Source organism: Streptomyces poonensis (assembly GCF_014650915.1).
Classification (GTDB): domain Bacteria; phylum Actinomycetota; class Actinomycetes; order Streptomycetales; family Streptomycetaceae; genus Streptomyces; species Streptomyces poonensis.
Genome location: NZ_BMVW01000001.1, coordinates 509335 through 524448, shown reverse-complemented (window position 1 = coordinate 524448; position 15114 = coordinate 509335). Strand labels below are relative to the sequence as shown.

The 15114-nt window shown below is 70.7% G+C and carries 12 protein-coding genes and 2 tRNA genes; 7 read left to right on the top strand and 7 right to left on the bottom strand.

The window, feature by feature from the left end; all coding sequences use genetic code 11:
• Positions 1-8: 8 nt before the first annotated feature.
• Positions 9-1106 carry a YlbL family protein gene (locus IE242_RS02300; RefSeq protein WP_189854738.1) on the top strand — a complete coding sequence of 366 codons (1098 nt, stop codon included), beginning with the start codon at positions 9-11 and terminating at the stop codon, positions 1104-1106.
• A 205-nt stretch (positions 1107-1311) separates the two neighbouring features.
• On the opposite strand, the gene IE242_RS02295 is transcribed toward IE242_RS02300, so the two are convergent.
• Positions 1312-1854, bottom strand: a complete 543-nt coding sequence (locus IE242_RS02295; RefSeq protein ID WP_189854736.1) for a PPA1309 family protein — start codon at positions 1852-1854, stop codon at positions 1312-1314.
• 174 nt (positions 1855-2028) lie between these two features.
• Between IE242_RS02295 and IE242_RS02290 the strand changes: the two genes are divergently transcribed.
• From IE242_RS02290 to IE242_RS02275, 4 genes are all read left to right on the top strand, one after another.
• The gene (locus IE242_RS02290; protein WP_189856318.1) at positions 2029-4983 is read left to right on the top strand and encodes a UPF0182 family membrane protein; all 2955 of its coding nucleotides are present in this window, start codon (positions 2029-2031) and stop codon (positions 4981-4983) included.
• Positions 4984-5080: 97 nt separating this feature from the next.
• Positions 5081-5154, top strand: a tRNA-Met gene (locus IE242_RS02285).
• Between the two features lie 229 nt (positions 5155-5383).
• Positions 5384-7294, top strand: a complete 1911-nt coding sequence (locus tag IE242_RS02280) for a tetratricopeptide repeat protein (protein ID WP_189854734.1) — start codon at positions 5384-5386, stop codon at positions 7292-7294.
• Positions 7295-7376: 82 nt separating this feature from the next.
• A tRNA-Met gene (locus IE242_RS02275) sits at positions 7377-7450 on the top strand.
• A gap of 130 nt (positions 7451-7580) precedes the next feature.
• Here the strand turns inward: IE242_RS02275 and IE242_RS02270 are convergent.
• Positions 7581-7997 (bottom strand): Fur family transcriptional regulator, encoded by a 417-nt coding sequence (locus IE242_RS02270; protein ID WP_189854732.1) that lies wholly within the window; start codon positions 7995-7997, stop codon positions 7581-7583.
• A 143-nt stretch (positions 7998-8140) separates the two neighbouring features.
• On the opposite strand from IE242_RS02270, the gene IE242_RS02265 reads away from it, so the two are divergent.
• A complete protein-coding gene (locus tag IE242_RS02265) occupies positions 8141-9595 on the top strand; it encodes a catalase (RefSeq protein ID WP_189856316.1) in 1455 nt (484 codons plus the stop codon).
• Positions 9596-9698: 103 nt separating this feature from the next.
• Here IE242_RS02265 and IE242_RS02260 read toward each other — a convergent pair whose 3' ends face one another.
• Together IE242_RS02260 and hisN are read right to left on the bottom strand one after the other, a co-directional pair.
• On the bottom strand, positions 9699-10118 hold the full coding sequence (locus IE242_RS02260) for a CBS domain-containing protein (RefSeq protein ID WP_189854730.1): 420 nt from the start codon (positions 10116-10118) through the stop codon (positions 9699-9701).
• A 185-nt stretch (positions 10119-10303) separates the two neighbouring features.
• Entirely contained in the window at positions 10304-11104 is an 801-nt protein-coding gene (gene hisN, locus IE242_RS02255; RefSeq protein ID WP_189854728.1) for a histidinol-phosphatase, read from the bottom strand.
• A 427-nt stretch (positions 11105-11531) separates the two neighbouring features.
• On the opposite strand from hisN, the gene IE242_RS02250 reads away from it, so the two are divergent.
• Positions 11532-12146 (top strand): TetR/AcrR family transcriptional regulator, encoded by a 615-nt coding sequence (locus IE242_RS02250; protein ID WP_189854725.1) that lies wholly within the window; start codon positions 11532-11534, stop codon positions 12144-12146.
• 58 nt (positions 12147-12204) lie between these two features.
• On the opposite strand, the gene IE242_RS02245 is transcribed toward IE242_RS02250, so the two are convergent.
• The 3 genes from IE242_RS02245 to aroA form a co-directional block, all read right to left on the bottom strand.
• On the bottom strand, positions 12205-12528 hold the full coding sequence (locus IE242_RS02245; protein WP_189854723.1) for a DMT family transporter: 324 nt from the start codon (positions 12526-12528) through the stop codon (positions 12205-12207).
• A 120-nt stretch (positions 12529-12648) separates the two neighbouring features.
• A complete protein-coding gene (gene rsgA, locus IE242_RS02240) occupies positions 12649-13665 on the bottom strand; it encodes a ribosome small subunit-dependent GTPase A (RefSeq protein WP_189854721.1) in 1017 nt (338 codons plus the stop codon).
• Between the two features lie 16 nt (positions 13666-13681).
• Complete coding sequence (gene aroA, locus IE242_RS02235) at positions 13682-14998, bottom strand: 3-phosphoshikimate 1-carboxyvinyltransferase (RefSeq protein WP_189854718.1); 1317 nt, start codon at positions 14996-14998, stop codon at positions 13682-13684.
• Between the last annotated feature and the right edge of the window lie 116 nt (positions 14999-15114).

Here is a 15114-nt window from a genome sequence, read left to right as displayed (position 1 = left end):
GTCGTTCCATGCCACGCCGCACCGCGACGATGCTCGCCTCCACCCTGATGCTGATCGCGCTGCTGTGCGCGGGAGTGTTCATCCCCGTGCCGTACTCGGAGATGTCGCCGGGGCCGACGGTGAACACCCTGGGCGAGCACGACGGCGAGCCGGTGCTGCAGATCTCCGGGCACAAGACCTACCCGACGACCGGGCACCTCAACATGACCACGGTCCGGGTCACCAGCGCCGATTACAGGATGAACCTCGTCGAGGCCGTGTACGGGTGGCTGGCTCATGACAACAAGGTCGTGCCCCACGACACGCTCTATCCGAACGGCAAGACCGAGGAGGAGTCGACCCAGGAGAACGCCGAGGAGTTCAGCCAGTCCCAGGAGAGCGCCAAGGTCGCGGCCCTGAAGGAGCTGGACATCCCGGTGAAGTCCTGGGTCATCGTCCAGTCGGTGCTCAAGGACTCCCCGGCCGAGGGCAGGCTGCACGCGGGCGACGTCATCAAGTCCGTCGACGGTACGGCGGTGAAGGAGCCCGGCGACGTCGCCGAGCTGGTCACCGAGCACAAGCCGGGGGAGACGGTCCGCTTCACGATCGTGCCCGCGAAGGAGCAGGCCGCCGCCGAGAAGGAGAACCGGACGGCCACCAAGACGGAGGACGTCACGATCACCACGACGAACTCCGACGACCAGGGCGAGGACCGGGCCGTCGTCGGCATCGCGGCCGGGACCGACCACACCTTCCCGTTCACCATCGACATCAAGCTCGCCGATGTCGGCGGGCCCAGCGCGGGCCTGATGTTCGCCCTCGGCATCGTCGACAAGCTGACCCCGGGCAGTCTCACCGGCGGCACGTTCGTCGCGGGCACCGGAACCATCGACGACGACGGCACGGTCGGACCCATCGGCGGCATCGAGATGAAGACCGTCGGCGCGCGCGACAAGGGCGCCCGCTACTTCCTGACCCCCGAGGACAACTGCGCGTCCGCCGCCAGGGACACCCCCGAGGGGCTCACCCTCGTCAAGGTCGGCACCATCGACGACGCCCTCGACGCCCTCGAGGACATCCGCTCCGGGAAGACCTCCGACCTGCCCAAGTGCACCACCGGAAGCTGACCGGCGCCCGGCCCGGGGCCGGGGCGCCCCTCGACTGAGGAGCGCCCCGCAGGCTCGGCCGTCAGGCCGTCAGGCCGTCAAGCGGTCAGGCCGTCAAGCGGTCAGGCCGTCAAGCGGTCAGGCCGTCAAGCGGTCAGGCCGTCAAGCGGTCAGGCCGTCAAGCGGTCAGGCCGTCAAGCGGTCAGGCCGTCAAGCGGTCAGGCGGTCAGTCCTCGAAAGTCGCCACCAGCGCCTCCGCCAGCCCCGGCACCAGGTCCGGGCCGGTCAGCACCTCTGTCGGCGCATCCTTCTCACGCAGCCGCAGCGCCGACTCACGCGCCCCGTCCCGCAGGACGGCGACCGTCATCCGGACCTCCTGGCGGTCCGGATGCCTGGCGACCCACTTCGCCAGACCGGCCTCGTCCAGCCCCTCCGGTACGGAGGCCTCGGCGGACGGCGGCAGCATCAGCCGCTCCACCGTGAGAGCGCAGCCGGCCACCGCGTCGGGCCACGCGATGGTGCCGAGGAACTCGTCCAGCGGCCGGTCGGCGGAAATCTCGTCCTGCTCGACCGGGGTGAGACCGGAGGTCTCCGACTCGCCCCCCAGACCGAGCTGGTCCGCCAGAGCGGGTTCCTGGGCCCGCAGACGCGCGGTGTCGACAAGGGCGAAGAGGCGAGCGGGCTGGTCCCAGCCGAGGCCGGATGCGTACTCGTCGATCTCGAGCACGGCCCGGGTGAGCGGGCTCGCTGCCATGGGAGTGTTGGACATGGTCACAATCCTGCCTCGTTCGTCCCCAGAACCGGGAACCGAGTAAAGCGTCGGTAAGTTGCATAGGTGAGGCTCCTGCGGTCACGAAGATCACAGGGGCGTGAAGATGGTCCGCGATCACGAGGGCCTGACGTATCAACAGCGAACTTCGAGGTGCGCACCTTGGCTTTCCAGATGCCGGACCGCGGCGGAGGCCCGACGGGGCCGCGGATCAGAGTGGGCCGACCGTCCCGGCGGGTCAGGACCCTGCTCATGACACTGGGCGTCCTTGCCGTCCTGGGCATGGCGTTCGTCATGTTCGCCGGGTTCTGGACGGACTGGCTCTGGTACCGGTCGGTCGACTACTCCTCGGTCTTCACGACCACCCTGTGGACCAAGATCGGTCTCTTCTTCGTCTTCGGTCTGCTCATGGCGGCGGCGGTCGGCCTCAACATCTGGCTGGCGCACCGGCTGCGCCCGCCGCTGAGCGCCATGTCGATGGAGCAGCAGAGCCTCGACCGGTACCGCATGGGCATCGCGCCCTACAAGAAGTGGCTGCTCCTCGGCCTCATGGCCCTGGTGGGCCTGATCGCGGGGGCCTCCGCCTCCAGCCAGTGGCGCACGTGGCTGATGTGGGTGAACGGCGTGCCGTTCGGCCAGAAGGACCCCCAGTTCAAATTGGACGTCTCCTTCTACGCGTTCGACCTGCCCTGGTACCGCTTCCTGCTCGGCTTCGGCTTCGCCGCCGCGATCATCTCGCTGATCGCCGCCGCGCTCACGCACTACCTGTACGGCGGCCTGCGGATCACCTCCCCGGGGGCGCGCGCCACGGCCGCGGCCACCGGCCACCTGTCGGTGCTGCTCGGTCTCTTTGTCACCCTGAAGGCGGTCGCGTACTGGCTCGACCGGTACGGCCTCGCGGTGAAGTCCAGCGACTTCAAGGCGACGGGCAACTGGACGGGCCTGAGGTACGTCGACGCGAACGCCTATCTGCCGGCGAAGACCATCCTGTTCTGCATCGCCGTCATCTGCGCCCTGCTCTTCTTCGCCACCCTGTGGCGGCGCACCTGGCAGCTGCCGCTGATCGGGTTCGGCCTGCTGGTGCTCTCGGCGGTGCTGATCGGCGGGCTGTACCCGGCGATCGTGCAGCAGTTCCAGGTCAAGCCGAACGAGCAGGCCAAGGAGACGCCGTACATCGAGAAGAACATCGAGGCCACGCGCAAGGCGTACGGCATCGACGGCGTGAAGGTCGACAACATCGCGGGCACGGGCGAGAACGGCAGCGCCGAGCAGCAGCGTGACCAGGCCGAATCCATCGCGAGCTACCGGCTGAACGACCCGAACGTGGTCTCGCCGACGTTCCAGCAGCTCGAGCAGGAGCGGAAGTACTACCAGTTCCCGACCACGCTGGACATCGACCGGTACAACGGCCAGGACACGATCATCGGTCTGCGTGAGCTGAACCTCGACCGCGTCGACAAGAAGAACTGGATCAACCAGCACTTCATCTACACGCACGGGTACGGCGCCATCGCGGCGAAGGGCACCGAGATCCAGGAGGGTTCCGACGGTTCCCCGGCCTTCACTGAGCAGGGCCTGCCCACGACCGGCACCCTGAACGAGGGCTACCAGCAGCGCATCTACTTCGGCGAGAAGACCACCCAGTACTCGATCGTGGGCGGGCCCCAGAAGGAGCTCGACTACGAGGAGGGCGGCGGCCAGAAGACGTACACGTACGAGGGCAAGGGGGGCATCGACCTGTCGAACCCGCTGAACCGAGCCGCGTACGCGACCGTCTTCAGCGAGCCGCAGATGCTGTACTCCGGTGCCATCGGTGACGGCTCCAAGATCCTTTACAACCGTACGCCCAAGGATCGCGTCGAGGCGGTCGCGCCCTGGCTGACCATCGACGGGGACGCCTATCCGGCCGTCATCGGCAAGCGGGTCGTGTGGATCGTGGACGCGTACACCACCACCAACGGTTATCCGTACGCATCGCGCACGACGCTCGGCACCACCACCACGGACGCGCTCACGGACGACGACAGCCAGCGCGCGGTCGTCGCCCAGCAGAACCAGGTCAACTACATCCGCAACTCGGTGAAGGCGACCGTCGACGCGTACGACGGCACGGTCACCCTGTACACGTGGGACGAGAAGGACCCGGTCCTCAAGACGTGGAAGAAGGCGTTCCCGGGCACGGTGAAGGCGAAGTCCGACATCCCGGCCGAGCTGAAGGAGCACCTGCGCTACCCGCAGGACCTGTTCAAGGTGCAGCGCGAGCAGCTGGGCGTCTACCACGTCACCAACGCCGACCAGTTCTACAACGCGAGTGACGTGTGGCAGGTGCCGAACGACCCGACGAGCCGGGACCGCGTCGCCGTACCGCCGTACTACCTGTCGCTGGAGATGCCCGGTGACGATCGGCAGAGGTTCTCGCTGACGACCACCTTCACCCCGAGCGGACGGCCCAACCTGTCCGCGTACATGGCGGTGGACGCCGATGCGACCAGCGACCAGTACGGCACGATGAGGCTGCTCAGGGTCACCGGCGAGTCCGAGGTCGACGGACCGGTGCAGTGGCAGAGCAAGTTGAGTTCGATTCCAGCGGTCCAGGAGTTCACGCGGAACGCGGAGACGTCGAAGTCGAACATGATCTACGGCAATCTGCTCGCGGTGCCCATGGACAGCGGGTTCCTGTACGTGGAACCGATCTATGTGCAGGGCAGCAATGCCGAGTATCCGCTGCTGAAGAAGGTCGCGGTGTCGTACGGAGGCAAGACCGCCTTCGAGGACACCCTCGACGAGGCCCTCAACAAGGTCTTCGGCGCCGAGGGTTCGGGCACCGAGCCGCCGGACGAGGGCGGAGACGAGGGCGACGACCCCTCGGAGCCGCCGACGACCAGCGATCCGACGGTCCAGGAGGCACTGGAGGACGCCCAGAAGGCGTTCGAGGACGGCCAGAAGGCCCTCAAGGACGGGGACTGGGAGGCCTACGGCCGGGCCCAGAGCGACCTTGAGGACGCGCTGCGGCGGGCCGAGGAGGCGGAGGCCAAGGCCGGCGGGACCGGCAACGGCGGCCAGGCGTCCGACGACAGCCAGGCGTCCGACAAGAACCAGGCGTCCGACAAAGGCACGGCCAGTGGCTGATGACGGGCGGCCAGTGGCCAGTGGCTGATGCGGGCCGTGCATGAGAGCTCCGTGGAAGGGCCCCATCCCGCGCCGTGATAGGGTTGAAGAACAACGGCGCGGGGTGGAGCAGCTCGGTAGCTCGCTGGGCTCATAACCCAGAGGTCGCAGGTTCAAATCCTGTCCCCGCTACTGAAGTCGAAGGCCCGGATCCCTATGAGGGATCCGGGCCTTCGGCGTGTTCGGCGGCGCGCCGGGCAGGCGTGCTGACCTGGAGGCCGTCGAGGAAGTGCCGCGCCCTACGGGGACGGTGGGGCGTTCTGTGTTTGACTTGTCTCTCTGTGGGCATGTCGACAAAACGCTGTAGTGACCTCAATGGCTGCGGTATACCGGGTGTACCCAGGTTGCAGGTGGTGCGACGATGGACGTTATGGGGGACAAGGCAACTCTGTTGGAATCAGGGCGGTTTGCGCAGTCTGCTGATATTTCGCAGCCTATGGACAGGGACGAGGCCGGTGACGCCGTCGAGGAGGCGCGTCAGCGGCTCGCCGCCGAAGCCGGCGACGTGGAGGCGATGAGCGTCCTCGGGGCCATGCTGCTGCGCCGCGGCGATCTCGACGGAGCCGAGCCCCATCTGCGGGCGGCCACCGCCGCGGGCGACCGTGCCGCCGCCAACAACCTGGGCGTCCTGTTGCACCAGCGCGGATATCCCGACGAGGCCGCCGGATGGTGGCGCATCGCCGCTGTCGCGGGTTCCGCGGCCGCCGCGCACGCGCTCGGGCGGCACCACCGCGAGCGCGGCGACGAGCCGGCCGCCGAGTACTGGCTGCGCCAGGCCGCCGAACAGGGGCACGTCCTAGGCGCGTACGCACTCGCCGACCTGCTGGAACACCGCGGCGACGGCGGTGCCGAGCACTGGATGCGGGCCGCCGCCGAGCGCGGCCACCGGGAGGCCGCGTACCGGCTGGCGCGCACCCTCGACCGCAGGGCCATGGACGAGGAGCGCCGGGCCGCACGCGAGGGCCACCGTGCCGCGCGGGGCACGCGCAAGGCCCCGCACGCGGACGGGACCGGCAAGGACGGGACCGGCGCGGACGGCGCTGCCGGGCTGACCGCCGCCGAGGAGGCGGAGCAGTGGTACCGGCAGGCCGCCGCGCGCGGGCACCGGCGGGCCGCGCTGCACCTCGGGGCGATCCTGGAGCGGCGCGGAGACCTCAAGGAGGCCGGGCGCTGGTACCTCACGTCCGCCAAGGACGGCGAGGCGCGGGCCGCCTGCGCGCTGGGCTTCCTGCTGCGGGACGCGGGCGACAGCGAGAGCGCGGCGGTGTGGTGGCTGCGGGCCGCCCAGGACGGCGACGGCAACGCGGCCAACGCGCTGGGCGCCCTGCACGCGGAGCGCGGCGAGCCGCAGACCGCCGAGCGGTGGTACCGGGCCGCGCTGGACGCCGGCGACGTCAACGGTGCGTACAACCTCGGACTGCTCTGCGCCGAGCAGGGGCGCACCGCGCAGGCCGAGCAGTGGTACCGGCGCGCCGCGTACGCCGGGCACCGGGAGGCCGCCAACGCGCTCGCGATCCTGCTGCTGCAGGTCGGGGACGCGGCCGGGGCCGAGCCCTGGTTCTCCAAGGCGGCCGAGGCGGGCAGCGTGGACGCGGCCTTCAACCTCGGCATCCTGCACGCGGGGCGCGGCACCGGGAAGGGCGCCGAGGACGCGCTGGTCTGGTACGAGCGGGCGGCCGCGGCCGGACACGCCGAGGCGGCGCTCCAGGTCGCCATAGCGCGGCTGAAGGAGGGCGACGAGCGGGCCGCCGAACGGCATCTGCGGCAGGCGGCCGGCGGCGGCAGCGCGGAGGCCGCGTACCGGCTCGCCGCCGTGCTCGACGCCCGGCGTCCGCCCCTGCCCGCGCACGAACTGGGCGAGCCCGCGCGCGAGAAGACCGAGTGCGAGGAGTGGTACGAGCGGGCCGCGTCCCAGGGCCACCGGCGGGCCCAGGTCCGGATCGGCATGCTCGCGGCGGCCCGGGGAGACGTCGTCGAGGCGGCCCGCTGGTACCGGCAGGCGGCCGAGGCCGGATCCCGCAACGGCGCCTTCAACCTCGGGCTGCTGCTGGCCCGGGAAGGCAGCGAGCCGGAGGCCGCGCTGTGGTGGACCCGGGCCGCCGACGCCGGCCATGGACGGGCGGCCCTCCGGCTGGCCCTGGTCTACGCGCGTCGTGGCGAGCTCGCCGAGGGACAGCGCTGGGCCGACCGGGCCGTGTCCCTGGGGCCGGCGGAGGTCGCCGAGCGCGCCCGGCGGCTGCGGGACGCGCTGCGGCAGGAGCTGTCGGCGTGACGGTGTCCCAGGGCGTTCAGTGCCCCGAGCTGTAAGCGATTTGCTTCTCCCCGTTGCCTTGACGTAGTGTTCATTTCACCGACGCGGGGTGGAGCAGCTCGGTAGCTCGCTGGGCTCATAACCCAGAGGTCGCAGGTTCAAATCCTGTCCCCGCTACTGAAGACCGAGGGCCGGAATCCAACAGGGTTCCGGCCCTCGGCGCGTTCAGGCACCAGCACATGCGGAAACGTGCCAGGTCATGCGGAAGGCCCCGGCACCCATCGGTGCCGGGGCCTTCTCAAGCTGCTCAGGCGCGCGTGCAGTTGGGGCACACACCCCGGTACGTGACCTCGACGTCCGAGACGGTGAAGCCGAAGCGCTCCGAGGCGGGGAGGTCCGCCAGCGGGTCGCCGGTCGGGTGGACGTCACGGATCGCGCCGCACTGGGCGCAGACCAGGTGGTGGTGCGGACGGTGCGCGTTCGGGTCGTACCGCTTGGCGCGCTTGTCCGTGGCGACCTCGACCACCTCGCCGAGGGAAACCAGCTCGCCCAGCGTGTTGTACACGGTGGCCCGGGAGATCTCCGGCAACCTGGCGACCGCGCGGGCATGCACCTCGTCGGCCGTCAGGTGGACGTGTTCGCCGTCGAGGACCTCGGCCACGACACGCCGCTGCGCGGTCATCCGCCATCCGCGTCCGCGCAACCGTTCCAGTAGGTCACTCATACCAGCCAGCCTAACAGCAAGGGGATCTAATCCCGAACGGGTGTGACTTTGGAGCTTTACTTGACTTAGACATTGTCCATTGTAGGATCGAGCTCGGCATTAGCCAAGGGACAGGATCAGCAGGAATGACGCAGGAGGCGTACGTGTCGCAGGGACCGCTTACGACGGAGGCCGGTGCTCCGGTCGCCGACAACCAGAACAGCGAGACCGCGGGCGTCGGCGGCCCCGTGCTCGTCCAGGACCAGCTCCTCCTGGAGAAGCTCGCGCACTTCAACCGCGAGCGCATCCCGGAGCGCGTGGTGCACGCCCGTGGCGCGGGTGCCTACGGCACCTTCACCGTCACCGCCGACGTCACCAAGTACACGCGCGCCAAGTTCCTCTCGGAGATCGGCAAGCAGACCGAGGTCTTCCTGCGCTTCTCGACCGTGGCCGGCAACCTCGGTGCGGCGGACGCCGTCCGTGACCCGCGCGGCTGGGCGATGAAGTTCTACACCGAGGAGGGCAACTACGACCTCGTCGGCAACAACACCCCGGTCTTCTTCATCCGGGACGCCATCAAGTTCCCCGACTTCATCCACACCCAGAAGCGCGACCCGTACACGGGCTCGCAGGAGGCGGACAACGTCTTCGACTTCTGGGGCCTCAGCCCGGAGAGCACCCACCAGGTGACCTGGCTCTTCGGTGACCGCGGCATCCCCGCCTCGTACCGCCACATGGACGGCTTCGGTTCCCACACCTTCCAGTGGAACAACGAGGACGGCGAGGTCTTCTGGGTCAAGTACCACTTCAAGACCGACCAGGGCATCAAGAACCTGACGGCTGAAGAGGCCGAGGTGCTGGCGGGCAAGGACCCCGACTCGCACCAGCGCGACCTGCGCGAGTCCATCGAGCGCGGCGAGTTCCCGACCTGGACGGCCTACGTCCAGATCATGCCGGCGGCGGACGCGGCCACCTACCGCTTCAACCCGTTCGACCTGACCAAGGTCTGGCCGAAGGCGGACTACCCGCTCATCGAGTACGGCAAGCTGGAGCTCAACCGCAACCCGGAGAACATCTTCGCCGAGGTCGAGCAGTCCATCTTCAGCCCCGCCCACTTCGTGCCGGGCATCGGTCCCTCCCCGGACAAGATGCTCCAGGGCCGTCTCTTCGGCTACGGCGACGCCCACCGCTACCGCGTCGGCATCAACGCCGACCAGCTGCCGGTGAACCGTCCGCACGCCACCGAGGCGCGCACCAACTCCCGTGACGGCTACCTCTACGACGGCCGCCACGCGGGCGCGAAGAACTACGAGCCGAACAGCTTCGGCGGCCCGGCCCAGACGGGTCGTCCGCTGTGGCAGCCGTTCTCCGGCTTCACGGGCGCCACGGGCAACCACCCGACCCCGGTCCACGCGGAGGACAACGACTTCGTGCAGGCGGGCAACCTCTACCGCCTGATGACGGAGGACGAGAAGGAGCGCCTGATCAACAACCTGGCGGGCGCCATCTCGGGGGTCACGCGCGACGACATCGCCGAGCGCGCGATCAACAACTTCCGTCAGGCGGACGCGGACTTCGGCAAGCGTCTGGAGGCCGCAGTCCAGGCCCTGCGCGGCTGATCCAGGCTGGACCGCTTGTCGTAGGTGACGGGCCGGAAACCCTTCGGGGTTCCGGCCCGTTGGCTTGCCTTCGCGGGCCGGACGAGGAGAGCCGGCCCGTGGGTCACGCGGGGGCGTGCTGCCGGGCCGGGGGAAGGGGAGGGACCTGCCGGGCCGGGGCCCAGCAGCGGATGAGGTCGCGGACCGAGACGATGCCGACGGCATCGCCCCCGTCCAGGACGATGAGGTGCCGGAAACCGCCGTGGGCCATGGCCCGCGCGGCCTCCTCCAGGGTCCACGACGGCGTGGCGAACACGACGTCCGTGGTGGTGTGGGCATGCACGCGCTCATGGTCAGGACTCTGGCCGAGGCCGACGGACCGGAGGACGTCGCGCTCGGTCAGTATGCCGAGGCCGCCGGCGTCCGGGTCGAGGACCACGGCCGCGCCGACCCTGCGGGCGGACATCAGGGCGGCGGCCTGGCGGAGGGTGTGGTCGGGGCCGATGGTGAGGACCACTGTGCTCATGGCGTCGCGAACCAGCATGGAGTCGAGCCACCTCCTCGGAACCCCTGGCGCTAGTTCAGGGATTCACAAATTCACAAGTGGGGGAACTCTCAGAGTCGCAGGCGAACAACAGGTCAACAAGAGGGCGCGCGAGTCAGTTCGGGGCGCCCGCGCGTCACTCGGTACTCCCGCCACCCAGGGGCGCCTGCCTCCTCGGTACTTCCTCAGTGCTCCCCGCCGAGGTGGCCCAGCAGCGCGTCGTGGAGCAGCCCGTTCGACGCCGCCGCGTTGCCGCTGTGGGGGCCGGGACGGCCGTCGAGTCCGGTGAACGAGCCCCCCGCCTCCGTCACGACGATCGCGTTGGCCGCCATGTCCCACAGGGACAGTTCCGGTTCGGCGCAGATGTCGACCGCGCCCTCCGCGACCAGCATGTACGGCCAGAAGTCTCCGTACGCGCGCGTGCGCCACACCTTGCGGGTCAGGTCCAGGAAACCGTCGAGCCGGCCCCGCTCCTCCCAGCCGCTCAGCGACGAGTACGCGAACGAGGCGTCGGACAGCCCGGCGACGCGTGAGACCTGCAGCCGGGACGCGGAGGCCAGGCTGCGGCCGGTGTACGCGCCATGGCCCTTCGCGGCCCACCAGCGGCGGCCCAGCGCGGGAGCGGAGACGACGCCGACCACCGGCTGATAGCCCCCCTCGCCCGCCTCCATCAGCGAGATCAGGGTCGCCCACACCGGAACGCCGCGTACGTAGTTCTTCGTGCCGTCGATCGGGTCGACGACCCAGCGGCGCGGGCCGGTGCCCTGGATGCCGTACTCCTCGCCGAGGATCGCGTCGCGTGGCCGGGAGCGCTTCAGATGGCCGCGGATCAGCTCCTCGGCGGCCTTGTCGGCCTCGCTCACCGGAGTCATGTCCGGCTTCGTCTCGACCTTGAGGTCGAGCGCCTTGAAACGGTCCATGGTCGCGGCGTCGGCGGCGTCCGCGAGGACATGGGCGAACCGCAGGTCGTCGAGATAGTCGGGCATGCACGAACCGTATCCGGCGGATCCGGCGCACGGCCACATGGCCCCGGGGTTCGTCACGGGACCTCCGCGCGGGCCGGGCACGCCGGACGCGGCGGGCCTTCCTCGCGCACGAGGGACAGGATTCGTACGGGCGTTGCCGGACCGCCGCCGCGGGCGTCACGATGGCGGAGTGGGCGCGGTCTCCGGGGCCGGGCGGTGGGGGTGCCTCCCGCTCGAGTCACGCCGGGAGTGGGGAAGGCACCCGCCGCTGTCGGCGGGCTCCCCGGGGCGCGCGGTGCACGGGCCGCGCCCAGGGCTTCACCGCGCCCTCCGCGACCGCTGCGTACGTTGGCCGACACACGCCCCCCGGCGCCGCCGTACACCCTTGACAGTGCCTCGGCGCACGTCAAACCTGAGCTCCAGAGCCGCCGCTCGCCCCTGGGAGGCGATGATGCCTGCAGCGCGGGAATCCCTGCTGGACGCTGCTTACGCGGCGCTCGCGCGTCGTCCGTGGTCCGCGGTGCGCATGGTCGACGTCGCCGCCGTGGCCGGGGTGTCCCGGCAGACGCTCTACAACGAGTTCGGCAGCAAGGAGGGGCTGGCCCGCGCCCTGGTGCGGCGGGAGGCCGACGCCTATCTGGCCGGGGTCGACCGGGCGCTCGCCACCCACACCGACGCCCGTGAACGGCTGGCCGCGGCCGCCGAGTGGACCGCGACGGCGGCCCGGGGGAACGCGCTCGTACGGGCCATGCTCACCGGCTGCTGGAGCGAGCGCCTGCCCGCGCCCACGCTCTCGGCGGTGCCCTCGTCGTCCGCGGTCCCCGCGCAGCGCCGCGCCGACGGCCCGCTGCCCTCGCCCGCCGACTTCGTGGCCCTGGTCCGTGACCGCGCGGTCACCGTGCTCTCCGCCCCCGGAGCCCACAAGGCGGACACGGCGGAGCTGGGCCGTTCCTGTGAACTCGCCTTCCGCCTCGCCCTGTCCTGTCTCTCGGCGCCGCCGCCGGAGGGCGGCGTGACGGATCTGGTGCGCACCGCCCTGCAGCGGCAGCCGATCCGTTTCTGACGGCGACCGGCGGGACCGGTGCCGGGTGCGCGGCGCGGGGTCCGGCCAGTGGGTCCGGCTAGTGCGCGGACCCCGACAGCTGCAGCCCGATGACGCCCATGATCACCAGTGAGATCGACACGATCTTCAGCGTGGACACGACGTCACCGAGGAACACCATGCCGTAGATCGCGGTACCGGCCGCGCCGATCCCCGTCCACACCGCGTACGCGGGCCCCACGTCCAGCTTCCGCAGGGAGAGCGTCAGCAGACCGAAGCTGCCCAGTGCGAAGACGGCGAACGCGACCGTCGGCCAGAGCCGGGTGAAGCCGTGCGACAGCTTCAGGCAGACCGCGAAGCCGGTCTCCAGCAACCCGGCCACGATGACCAGCAGCCACGCCATGTTGCGTCCTCCCGTGCTCCCACGTTCCGTGACCGCTTGTCCGACATGGATTGTCCGACTTGGAGCGACTGGTGCGATTATGCACTTACCGAAGCCGTGCCGGAGTAAACACCGCAGAGGTCAGTCGCCCTCGCGCCGCTCCCGGGTGGCCAGCAGCCGGCGCAGGGAGTACAGCCGGGCGGGATCCGCGTGCCCCTCGGCCACCCACTCGTCCAGGGCGCAGTCCGGTTCGTCGTGGCTGCACGCGCGCGGGCAGCCCTCCGTGCCGGGCTCCAGGTCGGGGAAGGCGTGGATGACGCGCGACGGGTCGATGTGCGCCAGGCCGAAGGAGCGTACGCCCGGGGTGTCCACCACCCAGCTCTCCGCCCTCGCGCCCGCCAGCGGCAGCGCGAGCGCCGAGGTGGTGGTGTGCCGGCCCCGGCCCGTCACCGCGTTGACGTGCCCCGTGCTGCGGCGGCGGTCCTCCGGGACCAGCGCGTTGACCAGGGTCGTCTTGCCGACGCCCGAGTGGCCGACGAAGGCCGTGATCTTGCCGTCGAGGTGCTCGCGCACCCGGTCCGCCGCGTCGCCGTTCTCCAGCTCGTCGCGGCTGGTGACGACGTACGGGATGTCCAGGGCGCCGTACAGCTCCAGCAGCTCGTCCGGCGGGGCCAGGTCCGACTTGGTCAGGACGAGGAGCGGGGTCAGACCGCCGTCGAACGCCGCGACCAGGCAGCGGTCGATCAGGCGCGGGCGCGGCTCGGGGTCGGCGAGGGCGGTGACGATGGCGAGCTGGTCGGCGTTGGCGACGACGACGCGCTCGTAGGGATCGTCGTCGTCGGCGGTGCGGCGCAGCACCGACGTCCGCTCCTCGATGCGGACGATGCGGGCGAGGGTGTCCTTCTTGCCGGAGAGGTCGCCGACGAGGGCCACCCGGTCGCCGACGACCGCGGCCTTGCGGCCCAGTTCGCGGGCCTTCATGGCGACGATGACGCGGTCGTCGACCAGGCAGGTCAGCCGGCCGCGGTCGACGGTGAGGACCATCCCGTCGGCCGCGTCCTCGTGCTTGGGGCGGATGTGCGTCCGGGGGCGGTTGCCCTTGCGGTTCGGGCGGACCCGGACGTCGTCCTCGTCGGTGTGCTTGCCGTAGCGGCGCATGATCCCGGCCCGCCCGTCAGTTCCCCAGCATCCTGTCCCACAGGTCGGGGAAGTCCGGCAGGGTCTTGGCCGTGGTCGCCACGTTCTCGATCTCCACGCCGTCGACCGCCAGGCCGATGATCGCGCCGGCCGTGGCCATGCGGTGGTCGTCGTAGGTGTGGAAGACGCCGCCGTGCAGCCGGCGCGGGCGGATGTGCAGGCCGTCGGAGGTCTCGGTGACATCGCCGCCGAGCTCGTTGATCTCCTTGGTGAGCGCGGCCAGCCGGTCCGTCTCGTGCAGGCGCAGGTGGGCGACGCCGCGCAGGGTGGAGGGCGAGTCGGCGAGGGCGGCGACCGCGGCGATGCCCGGGGTGAGCTCGCCGACCTCGCTCAGGTCGACATCGATGCCGTGGATCTTGCCCGAGCCGGTGAACTCCAGTCCCGTCTCGGTCAGTTCGCAGGTGCCGCCCATCTCGGTGAAGATCTCGCGCAGCCGGTCACCCGGCTGGGTGGTGCGGACCGGCCAGTCGGGGATGACGACCCGGCCGCCGGTGACGAGGGCCGCCGCCAGGAACGGCTGGGCGTTGGACAGGTCCGGCTCGACGGTCAGATCGCGGCCGAGCAGGGCGCCCGGCGTGACCCGCCAGACGTTCGGCTCGCCGCCGGACTCCGGGGTGTCCACCTGGGCGCCGACCGAGCGCAGCATGTCGACGGTCATGCGGATGTGGGGCATCGACGGCAGGGTGGAGCCGATGTGCCGCACCTCCACGCCCTGGTTGAAGCGCGGGCCGGAGAGCAGCAGGGCGCTCACGAACTGGGAGGACGAGGAGGCGTCGATCTCGACGGGCCCGCCGTCCAGCGCGCCGCCGCCGTGCACCGTCATGGGGAGCGCGCCGCGGCCGTCGTCGTCGATGCGGGCGCCGAGGACGCGCAGCGCGTCGATCACGCCGTGCAGCGGCCGCTCGTACGACCGGGGGTCGCCGTCGAAGCGGACGGGACCGTCGGCCAGGGCGGCCACCGGGGGCAGGAAGCGCATCACGGTGCCGGCGTTGCCGACGTCGATGGTGGCCGGGCCGTGCAGCCCGGTGGGGAGCACCCGCCAGGCCTCGCCGGTCCCGTCGGGGCCGATGCCCTCCTCGATGCCCACGCCCATGGCGCGCAGCGCGGCGGCCATCAGCAGGGTGTCGCGGGAGCGGAGCGGGCGGCGCAGCCAGCCCGGCTCGGAGGCGAGGGCGGCGAGCACCAGGGCGCGGTTGGTGACCGACTTGGACCCGGGCACGTGGACCGTCGCGTCGACGGCTCCGCTCGCGTGCGGGGCGGGCCAGAGGGCGGTGTGTGCGGGGTTAACGGTCATGCGCCCCACTTTAGTGGCTGGCCACGACCGGAAATCCTGATCAAAAGCGGTGAAACCCCGGCGAAGTCGCTGTTTCGATATGCGAGAGGCAAGTGATGTGCATATATGCAGCAGTT

Bases quoted from the DNA above. Each gene is read 5' to 3' on its own strand.
- IE242_RS02300 (WP_189854738.1), top strand. From the start codon at position 9: ATGCCACGCCGCACCGCGACGATGCTCGCCTCCACCCTGATGCTGATC.
- IE242_RS02295 (WP_189854736.1), bottom strand. From the start codon at position 1,854: ATGTCCAACACTCCCATGGCAGCGAGCCCGCTCACCCGGGCCGTGCTC.
- IE242_RS02290 (WP_189856318.1), top strand. From the start codon at position 2,029: ATGCCGGACCGCGGCGGAGGCCCGACGGGGCCGCGGATCAGAGTGGGC.
- IE242_RS02280 (WP_189854734.1), top strand. From the start codon at position 5,384: ATGGACGTTATGGGGGACAAGGCAACTCTGTTGGAATCAGGGCGGTTT.
- IE242_RS02270 (WP_189854732.1), bottom strand. From the start codon at position 7,997: ATGAGTGACCTACTGGAACGGTTGCGCGGACGCGGATGGCGGATGACC.
- IE242_RS02260 (WP_189854730.1), bottom strand. From the start codon at position 10,118: ATGCTGGTTCGCGACGCCATGAGCACAGTGGTCCTCACCATCGGCCCC.
- hisN (WP_189854728.1), bottom strand. From the start codon at position 11,104: ATGCCCGACTATCTCGACGACCTGCGGTTCGCCCATGTCCTCGCGGAC.
- IE242_RS02250 (WP_189854725.1), top strand. From the start codon at position 11,532: ATGATGCCTGCAGCGCGGGAATCCCTGCTGGACGCTGCTTACGCGGCG.
- IE242_RS02245 (WP_189854723.1), bottom strand. From the start codon at position 12,528: ATGGCGTGGCTGCTGGTCATCGTGGCCGGGTTGCTGGAGACCGGCTTC.
- rsgA (WP_189854721.1), bottom strand. From the start codon at position 13,665: ATGCGCCGCTACGGCAAGCACACCGACGAGGACGACGTCCGGGTCCGC.
- aroA (WP_189854718.1), bottom strand. From the start codon at position 14,998: ATGACCGTTAACCCCGCACACACCGCCCTCTGGCCCGCCCCGCACGCG.